Origin of the sequence: Sulfurihydrogenibium sp. YO3AOP1, from assembly GCF_000020325.1 — a bacterium.
In the GTDB taxonomy this organism is placed as follows: domain Bacteria; phylum Aquificota; class Aquificia; order Aquificales; family Hydrogenothermaceae; genus Sulfurihydrogenibium.
The window spans coordinates 325,108-342,380 of record NC_010730.1; the positions used below are offsets into that span (position 1 = coordinate 325,108).

At 31.9% G+C, this 17,273-nt stretch carries 18 protein-coding genes, 1 tRNA gene and 1 other RNA gene; 8 read left to right on the top strand and 12 right to left on the bottom strand.

What is annotated here, in order from left to right; all coding sequences use genetic code 11:
- Positions 1-3: 3 nt before the first annotated feature.
- From bioF to tig, 7 genes are all read right to left on the bottom strand, one after another.
- A complete protein-coding gene (gene bioF, locus SYO3AOP1_RS01645) occupies positions 4-1,161 on the bottom strand; it encodes an 8-amino-7-oxononanoate synthase (RefSeq protein WP_012459049.1) in 1,158 nt (385 codons plus the stop codon).
- Positions 1,162-1,163: 2 nt separating this feature from the next.
- On the bottom strand, positions 1,164-1,787 hold the full coding sequence (gene hisH, locus SYO3AOP1_RS01650; protein ID WP_012459050.1) for an imidazole glycerol phosphate synthase subunit HisH: 624 nt from the start codon (positions 1,785-1,787) through the stop codon (positions 1,164-1,166).
- Positions 1,771-2,535 carry a tryptophan synthase subunit alpha gene (gene trpA / locus SYO3AOP1_RS01655; protein ID WP_012459051.1) on the bottom strand — a complete coding sequence of 255 codons (765 nt, stop codon included), beginning with the start codon at positions 2,533-2,535 and terminating at the stop codon, positions 1,771-1,773. The genes hisH and trpA overlap by 17 nt, the downstream gene beginning before the upstream one ends.
- A 495-nt stretch (positions 2,536-3,030) precedes the next feature.
- On the bottom strand, positions 3,031-3,624 hold the full coding sequence (yihA, locus tag SYO3AOP1_RS01660) for a ribosome biogenesis GTP-binding protein YihA/YsxC (protein WP_012459052.1): 594 nt from the start codon (positions 3,622-3,624) through the stop codon (positions 3,031-3,033).
- Between the two features lie 3 nt (positions 3,625-3,627).
- Positions 3,628-4,854: an ATP-dependent Clp protease ATP-binding subunit ClpX gene (gene clpX, locus SYO3AOP1_RS01665; protein WP_012459053.1), complete on the bottom strand. Its 1,227-nt coding sequence runs from the start codon at positions 4,852-4,854 to the stop codon at positions 3,628-3,630.
- A 5-nt stretch (positions 4,855-4,859) separates the two neighbouring features.
- Positions 4,860-5,465: an ATP-dependent Clp endopeptidase proteolytic subunit ClpP gene (clpP, locus tag SYO3AOP1_RS01670; protein WP_012459054.1), complete on the bottom strand. Its 606-nt coding sequence runs from the start codon at positions 5,463-5,465 to the stop codon at positions 4,860-4,862.
- The gene (gene tig / locus SYO3AOP1_RS01675; RefSeq protein WP_012459055.1) at positions 5,458-6,780 is read right to left on the bottom strand and encodes a trigger factor; all 1,323 of its coding nucleotides are present in this window, start codon (positions 6,778-6,780) and stop codon (positions 5,458-5,460) included. The genes clpP and tig overlap by 8 nt, the downstream gene beginning before the upstream one ends.
- A gap of 216 nt (positions 6,781-6,996) precedes the next feature.
- Between tig and speD the strand changes: the two genes are divergently transcribed.
- From speD to SYO3AOP1_RS01710, 8 genes are all read left to right on the top strand, one after another.
- Positions 6,997-7,398: an adenosylmethionine decarboxylase gene (gene speD / locus SYO3AOP1_RS01680; protein WP_007545558.1), complete on the top strand. Its 402-nt coding sequence runs from the start codon at positions 6,997-6,999 to the stop codon at positions 7,396-7,398.
- Positions 7,399-7,472: 74 nt separating this feature from the next.
- Positions 7,473-7,895, top strand: a complete 423-nt coding sequence (locus SYO3AOP1_RS01685) for a pyridoxamine 5'-phosphate oxidase family protein (RefSeq protein WP_012459056.1) — start codon at positions 7,473-7,475, stop codon at positions 7,893-7,895.
- A gap of 409 nt (positions 7,896-8,304) precedes the next feature.
- Positions 8,305-9,924, top strand: a complete 1,620-nt coding sequence (gene dnaG, locus SYO3AOP1_RS01690; RefSeq protein ID WP_012459057.1) for a DNA primase — start codon at positions 8,305-8,307, stop codon at positions 9,922-9,924.
- A gap of 15 nt (positions 9,925-9,939) precedes the next feature.
- Positions 9,940-11,712, top strand: a complete 1,773-nt coding sequence (gene rpoD, locus SYO3AOP1_RS01695; RefSeq protein WP_012459058.1) for an RNA polymerase sigma factor RpoD — start codon at positions 9,940-9,942, stop codon at positions 11,710-11,712.
- A gap of 198 nt (positions 11,713-11,910) precedes the next feature.
- Positions 11,911-12,000 (top strand) — tRNA-Ser (locus SYO3AOP1_RS01700).
- 22 nt (positions 12,001-12,022) lie between these two features.
- Positions 12,023-12,121, top strand: an RNA gene (gene ffs / locus SYO3AOP1_RS09185) — signal recognition particle sRNA small type.
- Positions 12,122-12,253: 132 nt separating this feature from the next.
- Complete coding sequence (locus SYO3AOP1_RS01705) at positions 12,254-12,679, top strand: phosphate-starvation-inducible PsiE family protein (protein ID WP_012459059.1); 426 nt, start codon at positions 12,254-12,256, stop codon at positions 12,677-12,679.
- Between the two features lie 2 nt (positions 12,680-12,681).
- Positions 12,682-13,377: a response regulator transcription factor gene (locus SYO3AOP1_RS01710; protein ID WP_012459060.1), complete on the top strand. Its 696-nt coding sequence runs from the start codon at positions 12,682-12,684 to the stop codon at positions 13,375-13,377.
- 4 nt (positions 13,378-13,381) lie between these two features.
- Here the strand turns inward: SYO3AOP1_RS01710 and SYO3AOP1_RS01715 are convergent, their stop codons facing one another.
- The 5 genes from SYO3AOP1_RS01715 to SYO3AOP1_RS01735 form a co-directional block, all read right to left on the bottom strand.
- Positions 13,382-13,876 carry a DUF302 domain-containing protein gene (locus SYO3AOP1_RS01715; RefSeq protein ID WP_012459061.1) on the bottom strand — a complete coding sequence of 165 codons (495 nt, stop codon included), beginning with the start codon at positions 13,874-13,876 and terminating at the stop codon, positions 13,382-13,384.
- 373 nt (positions 13,877-14,249) lie between these two features.
- Positions 14,250-14,807 (bottom strand): CDP-alcohol phosphatidyltransferase family protein, encoded by a 558-nt coding sequence (locus SYO3AOP1_RS01720; protein ID WP_281340768.1) that lies wholly within the window; start codon positions 14,805-14,807, stop codon positions 14,250-14,252.
- Between the two features lie 17 nt (positions 14,808-14,824).
- Positions 14,825-15,436 carry a phosphoribosylanthranilate isomerase gene (locus SYO3AOP1_RS01725; protein ID WP_012459063.1) on the bottom strand — a complete coding sequence of 204 codons (612 nt, stop codon included), beginning with the start codon at positions 15,434-15,436 and terminating at the stop codon, positions 14,825-14,827.
- On the bottom strand, positions 15,433-16,401 hold the full coding sequence (locus SYO3AOP1_RS01730) for a transketolase family protein (RefSeq protein WP_012459064.1): 969 nt from the start codon (positions 16,399-16,401) through the stop codon (positions 15,433-15,435). Before SYO3AOP1_RS01730 ends, SYO3AOP1_RS01725 begins: the two co-directional genes overlap by 4 nt.
- A gap of 4 nt (positions 16,402-16,405) precedes the next feature.
- The gene (locus SYO3AOP1_RS01735; protein WP_012459065.1) at positions 16,406-17,266 is read right to left on the bottom strand and encodes a transketolase; all 861 of its coding nucleotides are present in this window, start codon (positions 17,264-17,266) and stop codon (positions 16,406-16,408) included.
- Positions 17,267-17,273 lie beyond the last annotated feature (7 nt).

A 17,273-nucleotide genomic window follows, 5' to 3' on the forward strand; every position in this document is an offset into this window, starting at 1 on the left:
AGATTATAACTTACTTCTCACCCCTTCACACATTAACAACTCAGCTATAGCTTCACACAATCTTTCAATATCTTCATAAGAATGATTATAATTTATCGTTATTCTAAGTCTTGAAGTTCCTTCTGGGACTGTTGGCGGTCTTATTGCTTGAACAAAAAAGCCTTTTTCTAACAATTTATCTCTTAATTTTAAAGCTTTTTCTTCTTCTCCAACTATCAAAGAGATTATAGGAGTGCCAAAAAACTTTACATCTATCCCTTTATTTTTTAAGGAGTTTGCCAAATACTTAGACTTTTCTAAAACTTCTTTTCTTCTAAAATCCTCTTTTGCTAATATTTTAAAATTTTCAAGAGATATAAAGTTTTGGATAGGAGATAAACCTGTTGTAAATATAACTGACCTTATAGTATTTACAAGATAATCTATCAAAATCCTACTTCCGCAAATAAAAGCTCCATAACTACCAACAGCCTTAGACAATGTTCCTATTTGAATGATATTATTATCTGGCATTAAATTAAAATAATTAAGACTTCCTCTTCCTTCTTCTCCAATTACACCGGTTGCGTGAGCATCATCAACAATAACAATAGCATCATACTTTTTTGAAATCTCTACGATTTTATCAAGCGGAGCAATATCTCCTTCCATACTAAAAACGCCGTCCGTAATGATTATCTTCTTTCCTTTTGTGTGATATTTTTTTAACTTTTCTTCTAAATCTTCTACATCACAATGTTTATAAATAATTTTTTTTGCCTTAGAGATTCTAATCCCATCTATGATTGAAGCATGATTTAATTCATCACTAAAAATAATATCCTCTTCATCAGAAATGGCTTGTATAAGTCCAACATTAGCCATATATCCACTACCAACAACTATACAGTCTTCTGTTTGCTTAAATTCAGAGATAAATTTTTCAAGCTCTCTTTGAATTAAATGATATCCTGATACTAAAACAGATGCACCACTTCCAAGAGATAATTTATCAATATTTTGAATGAGCTTTTGCTTTGCAATTGGATTATCTCTTAGACTTAAATAGTCATTTGATGAGAAATTAACAACATTTTCATTTAATATTGGTCTTGCTCTATATCTGTTTTTTTGTTTTATCTCCTGTAATTTTTTAGATAAAATCTCATCTAAGTTTAACATCCTTACTTTTCGCTTTCATAAACAAACTTTCTAAAATTTTCAAGAAGTTTTAGACCAAGTGTTTGACTTTTTTCTGGATGGAACTGTACTGCCCATATGTTGTTTTTTTCAATGCTTGAGCAGAAATCTATTCCATAATCTGTTGTAGTTGCTATGATATCTTCTTCATCTGGTTTAACGTAGTATGAATGGACAAAATAAAAATAAGAGCCATCTTCAATATCTTTAAACATTTTTGAATCTTTTTTCTTCCAAATCTGATTCCAACCCATATGCGGTATTTTTATGTTTAATTTATCATCAAATCTTACTACACTACCTTTTATAACTCCAAGTCCTTCATGAGAGCCAAACTCATAGCCATACTCAAATAGTATTTGTAATCCTAAGCATATACCAAAGTAAGGTTTTCCATTTTCTATATGCTTAATTATTTTATCTTTCAAGCCAAGCTTTTCTAAGTTATGAATCGCATCCCCAAAAGCTCCAACACCCGGAACAACTATTGCCCTTGCTTTGTCTAAATCCGAAGGGCCTGACGTTCTCAGCACACTAAACCCTACTTTTTCAAGAGCTTTCTCTACACTTCTTAAATTACCCATTCCATAATCAACTAATGCTATCATGTAGCTCCTTCACCAAAGATTTTAATCCTTCAAAATCTTTTTTACCTTGTAATTTTACTATCGCACTTCCAACTATAACACCATCTGCAAAACTTGATATAATTTTAGCATGTTCTCCCTTTGAAACACCAAATCCAACAGCAATTTTTGTATCTGTCATTTTCTTAATCTCTTCTACTTTGTTTTTGAGTTCTTGCCATGGCAAACTTTCTCTTTCCCCTGTAATTCCTGTAATTGATACGTAATATATAAAATCATCACTCATGTTTGAAACAAGTTTAATCCTTTTTTCATGTGATGTTGGAGCAAGCAGAAAGATCACAGATAATCCATACTGATTTGCTATTTTTTTTAAGCTTTCTCCCTCTTCCGGTGGTAAATCTGGAACGATCAATCCGTCAACACCATTTTCTTTTGCTATCTTGCAAAAATTTTCTTCTCCCATTTTAAAAATTGGGTTGTAATATGTCATTGCGATAAGTGGTTTGTCCGGAAATCTTTCTTTTATAGTTTTTGTAATTTCAAAGACTTTAACCGGTGTAATACCATCTTTTACAGCTTTTTCGTGGGCTGCTTGGATTGTAATGCCATCAGCAACCGGGTCTGAAAAAGGAAATCCAACTTCTAAAATATCGGCACCATTTTCTAATAAAACTTCTGCTGTCTTGATACTGTCTTCAACAGATGGATATCCTGCCATAAAGTAGCAAATAAGCGGTTTTTTAATCTCAAATACTTTTCCTATCACTGAACCATCTCCTTAAATTTTGTTAAAGCGTTATCTTTATAATTTTAATTTTAAAATTATAACAAGAAATCTGATTCGTGCTTAGTCAAATTACGTTTATATTTTGAGAAATTGTATTTTTTAATTATTTTCTGATATTTTTGTTTATGTCCATTAGTATGTAATCTAACTTTTGTTTATATTCTTGTAAATCTTTTCTTTTAATGTGAGAATGCTTGCAAAAATCCACATAGTAACCCTGCAGCCGACGAAGAATCTCATGTCTTTCTTTTCAAATTAAAAAATCAAAAGTGGAAATTCTTCGGACTAAAGTCCTCAGGAAGACAAAAAAGTAAACTTACAAAAATTTTTACAACACTTTATGATTGGTGAATGGTATTCTTTTTATGACTTTGTTTATCTCACGCCTAAAAGTATGTCAAACACAAATTTTTGAGAACTTTTGTTTTAAAACTGTCTTAAGACTTAGCAGATTAGAAAACATCTTTTTACCAATCAACCCTCAGACCTAACCATTGATAAAATGTCACTTGTAAGCTTATCTATATTTGTTCCCTCTTTTGCAGAAACTAAATAAACTGGAACATCCTTGCTTAAATCTAAAGTCTCTCTTATAACTTTTTCAGCTTTTGCTTTTTCACTTTGATTTAACTTATCTATTTTTGTGCCAACAACTATGTAAGGTTTTTCAAAAGATTCAAGCCATTCTTTCATTAAAATATCAAGATTTGTAGGTGGATATCTTGTATCTACAAGCATGATGATTAAATTTAGGTTTTCTCTATTTAAAAGATAATCTTCTATCATTCTTTTCCAGTTTTGCTTTTCTTTATGTGACACAGCCGCAAATCCATAACCTGGTAGGTCTACAAAGTAAATATCATCATTTAAGAGAAAAAAGTTGATAAGTTTCGTTTTTCCTGGTGTAGCACTTACCTTTGCGATGCTTCTTTTAAAAATAGCATTTATTAAAGAAGACTTTCCTACGTTAGACCTACCAACTATGGCTATCTCTGGCTTGTCTGGTGGTGGAAAGTCTTCTGGTTTAACTGCACTTTTTACAAACTTTACACTTTTTAAACTACTCATTTCTTAGCTTGCTTTTTCATTAACATAAATTGGTGGCTTTTGCTTGAGAACTACATCTTTATCAATGATTACTTTTTTAAGCGTCTTTTGATTTGGTGCTTCATACATAACATCAAGCATTAAATCTTCTATGATAGCTCTTAAACCTCTTGCTCCTGTTTTTCTTTTAATAGCTTCTCTTGCTATCTCTCTTAAAGCATCTTCTGTAAATTCTAACTCTATTCCATCTATTGCAAGTAAGCTTTTGTATTGTTTTATCAAAGCATTTTTTGGCTCTGTTAAGACTCTTACAAGCGCGTCTTCGTCAAGCTCTTCTAAGGTTGCTATGACCGGTATTCTACCAAGAAATTCTGGTATCAATCCAAATTTTATAAGGTCTTCTGGTTGAACCAAGGATAATAACTCTTTTTCTTCAGATTTTGATTTAATATCTGCACCAAAACCTATAGATTTTTTCCCAATTCTTTGTTTGATTATATCTTCAAGTCCGACAAAAGCACCACCGAGAATAAAAAGGATATTAGTTGTATCAATTTGAATAAACTCTTGATGTGGATGTTTTCTTCCGCCTTGTGGTGGCACGTTTGCAATTGTTCCTTCTAATATTTTTAATAAAGCTTGCTGAACACCTTCACCGGATACATCTCTTGTGATAGATGGATTGTCTCCAGACTTTTTTGCTATTTTATCTACTTCATCTATATAAACAATTCCTTTTTCTGCTGCTTCTACATCGTAATCAGCATTTTGAAGCAATCTTGCAAGAATGCTTTCAACGTCTTCACCAACGTATCCTGCTTCTGTGATGTTTGTAGCATCTGCAATGGCAAAAGGTACGTTTAAGATTCTTGCTAAAGTTCTTGCTAAAAGTGTCTTACCAGAACCTGTTGGACCAATAAGCAAAATATTACTTTTCTCAATTTCAACGTCTTTATCTTTAAATAACTCTTTTTGATATATTCTTTTGTAATGATTGTATACCGCTACAGATAAAATCTTTTTCGCTTTTTCTTGACCTATAACATACTCATCAAGTTTAGCTTTTATTTCTGCAGGTGTTGGAAGTTTTGATAAATTTTCAAACTTTTTGTTTTCAAGCTCTTCCCTAACTATAGATGCAAGCTTATCTACACAGCTATCACAAACGAGTATATCATTAGGCCCTTCTACTAATACATCTGCTTTACTTTCTGGTTTTCCACAGAAAGAACATTTTTTTTCTTTTGCCATTTTTCTTATTTTTCACCTCTTTTATAAATAACTTTATCTATAAGACCATATTCCTTAGCCTCTTCAGCAGACATAAAGTAATCTCTTTCTGTGTCTGCTTCTATTTTTTCAATTGGCTGTCCTGTGTGCTTTGCTAAGTATTCGTTTAACATTCTTTTAAGTCTTAGAATTTCTCTTGCATGGATTTCTATATCCGTAGCCTGTCCTTGGAATCCACCAAGTGGTTGGTGAATCATTATTCTTGCATTTGGTAGAGAGTATCTCTTTCCCTTGGCTCCGGCAGAGAGTAAGAAAGCTCCCATAGATGCTGCTTGCCCCATGCAGATTGTAACTACGTCTGGTTTTATGTAGTTCATAGTATCGTAAATAGCAAGACCGGCAGTAACTACACCACCGGGAGAGTTAATGTACATATAAATATCTTTATCCGGATCTTCAGATTCTAAAAATAAAAGCTGTGCAACAACTAAGTTAGCAATATGGTCATCAATAGGTGTTCCAAGAAGAATTATTCTATCTTTTAATAGTCTTGAATATATATCGTATGCTCTTTCACCTCTTGGTGTTTGTTCTATAACTATTGGTATTAATTGATTTAAAATCTTATCCATTTTGCTCCTCTTTACTTTCTTTATTTTCTTGTTTTTCTCTTGCTTCTAACTCTTCTTTAGATATCTCTTTAATATTTGCCTTTTCTACTAGTATGTCAAGTGCTTTTTGTCTTGCAATATCTGATTTAATTCCTTCTAACATGCCTTTTTGGATTAAATACTCTCTCATATCAGCAAATGAAACATTATAAGACTGCGCCAACTTGGAAATTTGTGCATCTAACTCTTCATCAGATACAGTAATACCTTCTTTTTCAGCAATTTTTGAAAGGATAAGCATAACTCTAACATTATTGATAGCTGTTATAGTCAAATTTCCTTCTGCGGCTTCAATGATTTCTTTGTTTGGCTTAATTCCATAGCTTTCAAGCTGAGCTGCATATCTTTGAACTAAATTGTCAATTTCCAACCTTAATAGAGAGGCCGGAGCTGGAAAATCATATTCTTGAGCTAATTTATCTAAAATCTTTTGTTCAATTTCTTGTTTTCTAAGCGCTTTTAATTGATTTTCTATATTTTCTCTAATTTTGTTCTTAGCTTCTTCTACGTTTTCACCAAGACCTACAGATTTTACAAACTCATCGTTAAATTCTGGAACAACTTTCCTTTTTACTTCTAAAATTTCTATTTCTATTTTTGCTTTACCTATTTCTTCACCTTTTTCATTATACAAAGGCATATTTTCAAGCTCTACCTTATCACCAACTTTTCTTCCTTTTATAGCATCTTCAATCTCTTTTCTTAAAGTACCTGAGCCAATTATGGTTTCAAATTCATCTTCTTCTTCGTCGCCTTTGTCAGAAATTATGTGATATTTGATTTTAACTTTATCACCATCTTCTATTTCTTTATCTGCATCTTCGTATCTAACATTGTTTTCAAGGATGTTTTTGATAGCATTTTCTATATCTTCATCTTTCACTTCAAGTTTGACGACTTCAACTTCTATACCTTCGTAAGGTTTTAGTTCAAATTCTGGAGTAACTTCAAAGCTAACTTTCATTGATAATTTTTCATCATTTTCAAGCTTTACATTACCGAACAATATTTCAGGCGTAACTGGTTTGAGATTTTCTTTTTCAAGAATTTCAGGAAGATATTTATTGATGTATGCTTTAGCCACTTCTTCTTTTATAGCATCTTTATATTTTGCCTTTATTACAGCCTTTGGAACATGACCTTTTCTAAATCCTTTTACTTCTGCTACTTTTGATATTTCTTTAATCACTTCTTCTGCTAATTCTTTTACTTTTTGCCCTTCATCCTCGATTGTTAAAGTTCTTAATAAGTTTTCTGCTTCTACTACTACGTTCATCTATTCACTCCTCTTAATAGTTTTTAAAAGAAAATTATATCATAAAGTTTAGTGAGTTTTAAATTGCATATTTTTTGTGCAAAAGTATTTTAAATTTTTAAAATTTGAATTATAATATTATTTTCAAATCTATCCTGAGCAAAGGAGGTTTTTTATCATGGGCAGTAATAGCCCGACGAAAATGTACTTCAAAAAAATTATCAAGGAGGAAAGAAAATGGAAAAAACCCTCGGACTGCATATCTTAGCGGACCTATACGGAGTAGATTTTGAAAAAATTGACCACGTTGAAGATGTAAAAGCTCTTCTTGAAGGTGCAGTCAAGTACGCAAACTTAAGTAAATTATCATCTCATTTTCATCAGTTTAATCCTCACGGTGCAACAGGAGTTATACTCTTAGAAGAATCCCATATCTCTATTCATACCTGGCCAGAGCATGGTTATGCTGCAATAGACGTTTACACTTGTGGTGGCAAGGAAAAAACTTTCAAAGCTATGGAATACATCATTAAAACTCTCAAACCAAAGAGAATTGATGAGAAAATAGCTGAAAGAGGCGTAGTTCCAGTTAACCCAGAAGGTGTAAACATAGAAAAAATGCAGCTGGCACAAGTATAATCTGATTTTTAGCATTGTTATTTTAAAAATCTGCCGGTAAATTTATTACATCACTAAAATACGGAGGTATTACTATGCTTAACAAAGACATATTAGATTTACTCAAAGATTTTACGCCGGCAGTATTTGCAACAGTAAAAGATAGCAAACCACATTTGGCTTTTGTATCATGGCTAATAGCTACAGATGAAAAAACTATCAAAGTAGCTTTAAGTAAAAATTCTGCATCAGTAAATAATATTAAAGAAAACGCAAATGTGGCAATATCTGTATTTGGTCCATCTGTAGCAGTGACGATTTACGGTACGGCTAAGATAGTTAAAGATGAAATAGAAACTATTCCATTTCCTGTTTCGGTGGTAGAAGTAAATGTCGAATCTGTTGTTGATAACTTATTTCCGGGTGCAACAGTTAAAGGAACTATTCCATTTGAACACACCGGCAACATACAAAAGGCTTTAGAACTTGATGAAAAAGTTTTGAACGCCTTAAAGTAAGTGAGAAAGTTAGAAAGTGAATAAGTGAGATAGTGAGATAGTTATTATTGGTGAGAAATTAAGGATTTTTAAAAAACATTAAAAAAGAAGATCCTTCGGACTAAAGTCCTCGAGATGACAAAGCAAGTGAAAGAGTAGGGGCAATTCATGAATTGTCCGTACATAAAAAAGTAAGAAATGATATATCATCAACTTTTTGGGCAGTCTCTTAGCTGCCCAATTAAAAAAATGACTAAAACTAATCTCTCGCGATTTGGATTTAGACATTAATTAGAAAGAGATGAAATTTTGTCGTTCTATAGCCGTGGGAAAAATCTTATATTTTTAAGTTTTTAAACATATTGAAAAAATTTTTTTAAAAAATATATTAATACCTTGCGAAAAAATATTTTTTAAAAGGTGAGTTTTATTGGCTATATCTCCTGAAACAATTGAAGAAGTTCAAAGAGTTGCTAATGTTTACGATATAATCTCGGATTATCTATCTTTAAAAAAAACAGGTTCAGTTTATGTAGCTTTATGTCCTTTTCATAACGAAAGGACTCCATCTTTTGTAGTATCTCCAACAAAAAATATTTTTAAATGTTTTGGCTGTGGAATCAGTGGAAATGCAATTAAATTTGTAATGGAATATGAAAAAATATCCTTTTCTGACGCAATCATAAAAATAGCACAAAAGTACGGAATAACAGTTAAATATATAGGCAATGATAAAGAAAAACATTTAAAAGGTTTGTACTCTCTCACAAAGCAGATTACAGATTTTTATAAAAACCAGCTTAAAGAAAGTCAAATAGCCAGAGAATACCTAAGAAAAAGAGGAATACAACCTCAAACGATTATAGACTTTGAGATAGGATACTCTCCAGAAAACCCAGAAAGATTTAATAAATTTATTCAAGAAAATAATATATCTATTGAAGATTTAAACAAAATAGGCTTGATATCTGTTCATAATGACAAAATCTATGATAAGTTTAGTGGAAGAATAATTTTTCCTATCAAAGACCATAAAGGCAATATTGTAGGATTTGGTGGAAGAGCTATAGATGAAAACAGACATCCAAAGTATCTAAACTCACCAGAAACTCAAGTTTATAAAAAAAGTAAAGTTTTATATGGACTTTTTGAAAATAGTCAAATTATAAAAGAAAAAAGTCAAGTTGTCATTGTCGAAGGTTATATGGATTTAATATCTTTATATCAAATTGGCATCAAGAATGTTGTTGCGACACTTGGAACAGCTCTTACAAAAGAACATGTCAATCTTCTTAAAAAATATGTAAAAGAAGTTATTGTTATGTTTGACTCTGATGAAGCGGGGAAAAAAGCAGCTATAAGAGCAGCAGAAATTTTATTATCTGAAGGAATTACTGTTAGATATGCTTATTATACTGAAGCAAAAGACCCAGACGAACTATCAAAAAAAGGTTTAAATGCTGTAAAAGAAATTATAAACAATGCCGAAGATATTATATTCTTTTTGACACGAAAACTTAAAGAAATAAATAACATAGAAGATAAACAGCAGTTAATGAAATATACAGCAATTTATAACTATATTTTAATGATGTTAGCAAATGTTAAAGATCATGGATTAAGGACAAGTTATGTGTTCCATTTATCTCAGATACTTAATAAAACGCCATCAAAAATAGAATCAGAAATCGATGATATAAAGAAATACCCTGAAAAGGAGTATCGTTTTGAAATGGAAGAAGAAGCTAATAAATTAAATTTAAAATTAAGTTATAAGGAAAAAGTTTTAATTAAATATATCTATCAAAATCCAGAAGTACTAAAAGATGAAATTTTTGATAAAATATCTTTTCCTGAAAAAATACAATATATTATAGATTTAATTAAAAATAATGCTGAATACGAGCTATTAATATCAGACATAATTCAAGACACTAAAATACAGCCATCTTATGAATCTTTTCAAAACATTCTAAACGAGTTTGTAAAAAAACACGAAAAAGAAAGTCAAAGACTTATGCGTGAAGCAATGTTAATGAATAAATTTTAGGAGGTCGATATAGAAATGATTAACTTACACGACAGGGATGATGTAAGAACTCTTATTAACCTTGCCAGAGAGAAAGGATACGTAACCTATGCAGAAATAAGCACGTATGTTGAAGAAGAGTTTTTCTCATCTGACGAGAATATAGAAAGCCTTATTGAATACTTAAACGAGCTAAACATTGATGTTAGAGACGATGAAAAAATCAAATCAGAAGATGAAGATATTTCAGAACACTTAGGAATTGACTTAAGCGATGACGATGTTTGGAATAAAGCTGATGACCCTGTTAAGCTTTATCTCAGAGAAATGGGTAAAATTCCACTTTTAAAGAGAGACGAAGAAATCAAATACTCAATGGAAATAGAAAGAGGCAGAAAAAAGGTATTTAGAGGACTTTTAAGAACATCTTTCTTAACAGAAAGACTTTTAGATGAATGGGCAAAAGTAATAGATGGAAAAGCAAGAGTTCATGATATCCTAAATTTAGATGAGCCAGAAGTTAAGGATGAAGAAGAAACTTCAGAATCTGAAGAGTTTAGTTTGGAAAATAATGGTAATTACGATAAAATTACAGCAGATTTTATCAAAAAAGGTCTTGAACTTGCAAAACTATACAGAGATCTTATAGAAAAAGAAAAAAAATATTTAGAGACAGGAAGCTTAGAGGACAAAAAAGAGTTTGTATGGCAGCATGCTAAATTAAATAGATTTATCAAAAGCTTAAATATTAAATTCACAAAATTAGATAAAATAGCAGATGAATTAAAAGAGCTTTATACAAAACTAAGGAAGAATGAAAAAGATTATGAAAAAAGAATAAAAATCATCTCTAAAATTCATCCTGACATAGATTTAATGCTTTCATCAGATTATGAAAAAAATCCAGAAATACTTAAAAAGCTTGAAGAACATGGCTTTTCTTATGGAAGATATGAAATTCTAAGAACAGAAACATTAAAATTGAAAGACGAAATAGAAGAGATAAAACAAAAAATCGGAACAATTCCATCAGAATTTGACCATGTTTTAGACTTAATTCAGTTAGGTAGAAATGAAATCAATAATGTAAAACAAGTGTTAGTTAAAGCAAACCTTAGACTTGTTGTATCAATAGCCAAAAAATACACAAACAGAGGGCTACAATTCTTAGACTTAATCCAAGAAGGAAATATAGGACTTATGAAAGCTGTTGATAAATATGATTACAAGAAAGGATTTAAATTTTCAACTTATGCTACATGGTGGATTAGGCAAGCAATAACAAGAGCTATAGCAGACCAAGCAAGGACAATAAGAATTCCTGTTCACATGATAGAAACTATCAATAAACTTTTAAGAATATCAAGAACGCTTGTACAAGAGCTTGGTAGAGAACCAACTCCAGAAGAGATTGCCAAAAAAGCCGGAATGCCAGCTGATAAAGTAAGAAAAATACTTAGAACGTCCCAAGATCCGGTATCTCTTGAAACTCCAATCGGTTCAGATGAAGAATCTCATCTTGGAGACTTTATAGAAGACAAAACTGTTCTCTCTCCAGAGCAACACATGCTAAAACAAGCTCTAAGATTACAGTTGGATGAGGTTTTATCAACTTTATCAGAAAGAGAAGAGCAAGTTTTAAGATATAGATTTGGTTTAGAAGATGATACAGAGCATACATTAGAGCAAGTTGGAAAAAGATTTGGTGTAACAAGAGAAAGAATTAGACAGATAGAAGCAAAAGCATTAAGAAAGCTCAGACATCCACACAGAGCAAAATATTTAAAACCATTTATTGAAGGTGAATAAAGATAAGTGAGAAAGTGAATAAGTAATGAGGAGTATTTAAAGGTTATTTTTTAAACTTAGCACATTTTACCCATCGCCAAAACTGTACTTTGAAGAAGTTACTTTATAATTTTGATTTGAAATTTTTATAAAAATGGATATATTGATAATTTTCTATATCCCTCCTTTGGCGATATTATGATATAATATTAGATTACTGGATGGGTGTCCGAGTGGCCGAAGGAGCAGCACTGGAAATGCTGTGTATGGGTAATCCCCGTACCGCGGGTTCGAATCCCGCCCCATCCGTTAGAGCCTGAAACAGATTACAATCCGGGACCCTCCGGATAGAAGACGGTGAACCTCCCCAGGTCCGGAAGGAAGCAAGGATAAGCCGACCCTTCTATGCCGGAGCGGTATCCCGGTTTATATAAAACTAAGTGAGAAAGTGAGTAGGTGAGTAAGCGAAAAACATCTGATCTCTAATACTCAAATCACATTATTAACAAATCTTAACCAAATCTTAATAAACTCTAAACAAAAATTTCATAAAATATAATCTATGGAAAACATATTAAAGTTCAGGCTTTTAGATAATAGTATACTTTTTAGCTTATTCGTATTAGAGCTTATACTTTCAGCAGGATTATTTCTAAACCTTATAAAAATCTTTTACGATATTTACGGATCCTACCCTAACATCAATGAAATCATAAGACATCTAATAAACAATGCATTATCTATGTTTATTCTGATTGAGATTATAAAAAGCATCAATGACTATATTTACTACAAAAGAATAAGAATTTCTGTTGTTTTAGACGTATCAATCATAATTCTTTTAAGAGAGCTTGTGCTTGGCTTATACAAACATACAATTTCCGAAAGCTTTGCTATCATGATAACAGGAATAATTTTTATAATGATAATTGCAAGAGCGATAACAATAAAATTTTCTCCAAATAACTACAACAGAATAGGAGTGTAAAGATGGCGTTGATTTATGTTATTGAAGATGATGAAGATATCAATGAGCTTTTGACTTATAACTTTAAAAAAGAAGGCTTTGATGTAAGGTCGTTTCCAAACGGTAAAGTTGCTTTTGAACATATCAAGCAAGAAAAACCAGATATTGTAGTATTAGATTTAATGATGCCAGAAGTTGATGGTCTTGAGTTTTGTAAGCTTGTTAGGTCTGATAAAGAATTAGAGCATATTCCATTAATAATGCTAACAGCAAAAAGCACTGAGATAGATAAAATTGTTGGTCTTGAACTTGGTGCAGATGATTATGTGACAAAACCATTTTCATTTAGAGAGCTTCTTGCGAGAGTAAAGGCACTTTTGAGACGTTCTAAGTCTCTTCATTTTCCTACTGCAAAACCAGAGTATAAGTTTGGAGATTTAAAAATAAGTCCAGAAAAATTTGAAGTAACGATAAAAGGTCAGCCAGTTCATTTGACAACTACTCAGTTTAAGCTTCTCTTAGCACTTGTAAACTCTCAAGGTAAAGTATTATCAAGAGATTACATAATAGAGCATGTTTGGGCTTGGGATAAAGATGTTTATGATAGAACGATTGATGTTCATATAAAAAAGTTAAGAGAGCTGCTAAAAGAATATGGAAACTGCATTAAAACTATAAGAGGAGTAGGCTATAAGTGGGAATGCGAGCCTACCCCATGATCTTTTACATTTGCGGAGTTAAAGATTTCTTTTCAAAATGGTCAGAAGTTTTTTGAAGAATGCTTTTCATTTCATCAGTAACTTGTCTTAAAAATGCTTTAAATCTTTTATCTTCAATTCCAAAGTTTGTTGACGCAGCTTCTACATCCTCAACTAAAATTTTTACATCATTTTTGTCTTGATAGATAGATATTCTACATGGAATTAATACACTTATTACATCTTTGTTAAACTTTATACCTTCAGTTAGATAATCAGCACGACATAGCAGATAAGTTTTATGTGGAGTATTAGATTTGATTGTTTTATCTACATTCATTGTATGAAGGATACCCCATTTATGATTTTGTATTTCTTGCTGAAGTACTGCGTTCACTTTGTCAAAATTACCGTTCTTAATCACAACGTAATAATAACCTTTTTCAAAATTAACCTCCCCACCAAAAGAGAGCTTTAACATCAGTAAAGGCAAAACTAAAACCAGTAAAACTTTTTTCATGACACCAACCTCCGATTGTTAGTTTTAATCTAAATATAATTTTTATAATTTCATATGTCAATATATTTGATTTAATCAAAATATGAGAAAAATCATTAAGGAATAGAAGTTACATATTATAATTAGATAAAAAAGTAAGTCATTGAGAAAATAGCATTGGAACAATTCATAAATTACTCGTACGTAATGAGGGTTCGTAAGACAAAACTATGCAATTTACCTTAATTAGCAAGGACTTCTGACGCATGTTTTAAGTTAATGCGTAAGTAATTTAGTAAATATAGAAGCTTTTGATAAGAGAGCTTTATTTTTCATTCTACAGCCAGCGAAGAATTTCATACTCTTTTAATTTTTTCACCCAATGTATTTAAATTTAATACTTTGTTATTTTATAAAAATAAAAAATTCTTTGGAATGCTGTAAAGTTTGAGCCGATGGCTATTAAAAGAATGCTGTAAAAAACCAATCCAGATAAAAGCCCAATGATTAAAAATATTGACCTTTCCGGTCTTTCAAATGCACCTATTTTACATTCATATCCAAGACCTTCACATCTTGCCCTTGTGTAGCTTGTCATAAAAGAGCCGATTATAGCCACTGCGCCAATCAAAAAAAACCAATCATCATCCTTATACAGATAAATCAAAGCGAAAATTGGAACTATATCAGAGTATCTATCTATGACAGAATCTAAAAAAGCTCCAAAAGTTGAAGTTTTATTATACTTTCTTGCAAGATAGCCATCAAGCGCATCAAAAATATTTCCAAAAAGAATAAAAACCCCTGCGATAAATAGATAATTTAGATAAATAAAATAACTTCCAATGAAAATTAAAATCAAGCCAGAGATAGTTAGAAAGTTTGGAGTTATGTTTAATCTATACAGAAAATCTACAACCGGGGCTGTTTTCTCTTCCCAGATAGGTTTCATATTCTTTATAAACTGGCTCATCTGTTTTTCACTATGTCTATAAATTTTTTAACTTTATCTAAATCTTTAACGCCCGGAGATACTTCTAACTTTGATGATGCATCAACTCCATAGGGTTTTACATGGTTTAAAATTTCTTTAATATTGCTTTCAGACAGACCGCCAGAGATGATTACTTTGTCATACATATCTGTAATCTTTTTCAAGAGATTTAAATCTATCATCTCCCCCGTCCCGCCATAAACACCTTCTTTAAACGCATCAACCAAAACTGTAATATCTTCGTTTTTAAACGTCTTTATTTTTTCTAAATCTGATTCATTTTTAACTCTAATTGCCTTTATAACTCTATCTTTCGGAAAGTTTTTAACAAAATCTAAACCTTCATCTCCATGAAACTGGATAAAATCAGCTATGTTTAAAAGTTCTAAAACTTGCTCTAAACTTGGATTTACAACAACCGCAACAAGCTTACTATTTTTTAGCTTTTCTTTTATTTCTTTAATTCTTTCAACGTCAACATATCGTGGACTTTTTGGATAGGTTATAACACCTATATAATCTGCTCCATACTCTGATATTTCTCTTGCTTGACTTGGCAGAGTTATGCCACAGATTTTAACAATCATCTCACTTTTTTAGTTAAAGCTTCTTTTATCTTTTTCTTCAAACAAGGTACAGATAAACCAAGCTCTTCCATTACTTCCCAAGCCGGACCGGATATGCCAAATCTATCTTCAACACCATGTCTTACAAGGATAGTTGGATAGTTTTCTGCTAAAACTTCTGCCACTGCACTTCCAAGACCGCCGATTATAGAATGCTCTTCTGATGTAACCACTGCACCTGTTTTTTTAGCGGTTTGTATGATTAAATCTTTATCAATAGGTTTTATAGAAGACATGTTTATAACTTCTACATCTATACCTTCATCTTCAAGCTCGTAAGCAGCTTGTAAAGCCATAGAAACCATCACACCACAGGCTATAACAGATACATCTTTACCTTCTTTTAATACATAACCTTTACCAAGTTCAAACTCGTAGTTTTCAGGCAATATTACCGGGAATTTTTCCCTTCCCATTCTTATATAAAACGGCTCTTTAATCCAATGAACTTTTTTAAGAACTTTTTCCATCTCAACGCTATCTGCAGGAACGATTACATTCATATTTGGCAGTGTTCTCATCAGTGATATATCTTCATTCATTTGATGAGAAGCTCCATCTTGACCTACAGAAACACCACCATGAGAAGCTACAAGCTTAACGTTTAGTTTATTGTAAGCTATTTGCTGTCTGATTATCTCCCAGGGTCTTCCGGCTAAAAATATGGCAAATGAAGATGCATAAACAGTCCTGCCAGTATAAGCAAGTCCTGCAGCTATACCAATCAAGTTTTGTTCTGCAATTCCGGCATTGAAAAATCTATCCGGATAAGCAACATGAAATTTATGAGTTCTTGTAGATTCTGATAAATCTGCATCTAAAACAACCATTTCTGGGTCTATCTTTCCAAGCTCAACTAAGACTTCTCCGTATGTATCTCTTAATGCTTTTTTAGGTAATTTATTTATATCAATTTTTTCTGCCATCAAACTACACACCTCCGGATGTTAATTCTTGGATTGCTTTTTCATACTCTTCTTTACTTGGTGCAACGCCGTGCCACTTAAAGTTATTCTCCATAAACGATACGCCTTTACCTTTAACTGTATGAGCTACAATCATGATTGGCTTTCCTTTTATTTGATTTGCTTGAGTAAAGACATCTATTATCTGCTGATAATCATGTCCGTCAATCTCTATTACATGCCAGCCAAAAGCTTCATACTTTTCTTTTAGTGGATGAATGTTTATGATCTGTCTTATATCTCCATCAATTTGAAGATTATTATTATCAAGAATTGCTATTAGATTATCTAACTTATGATGTCCTGCAAACATTGCAGCTTCCCATGTCATACCTTCCTGGACTTCTCCGTCCCCAAGCATTACATAAACTTTATAATCCTTATTTGCAAGCCTTCCAGAAAGAGTTTGACCGATTGCTACTGACAATCCTTGACCTAAGGAGCCTGTTGAAGCTTCTGCTCCGGGAACGCCGTGTTTATTTCCTTGCCATGCAGGATGGCCTTGCAATCTACTATATCCATCCGGAGCAAATCCCTTTGTTTTTCTGTATGTAGATAATTCTTCTTTTGGTATGTATCCAGCTTTTGCCAACACTGAGTATAAAGCAGGTGATGCATGTCCTTTAGAAAGGATAAATCTATCCCTGTCTTCCCACCAAGGATTTTTTGGGTCATATCTTAAAAATCCACCAAAGTATAAAACAGTTAATATATCAATGGCAGATAAAGACCCACCCGGATGTCCAGACTGGGCGTTGTACACCATTGTGATAATATCAATTCTAAGCTCTCTTGCTATTTCTTTTAACTCTTGAATATCTCTCAACCTTTTC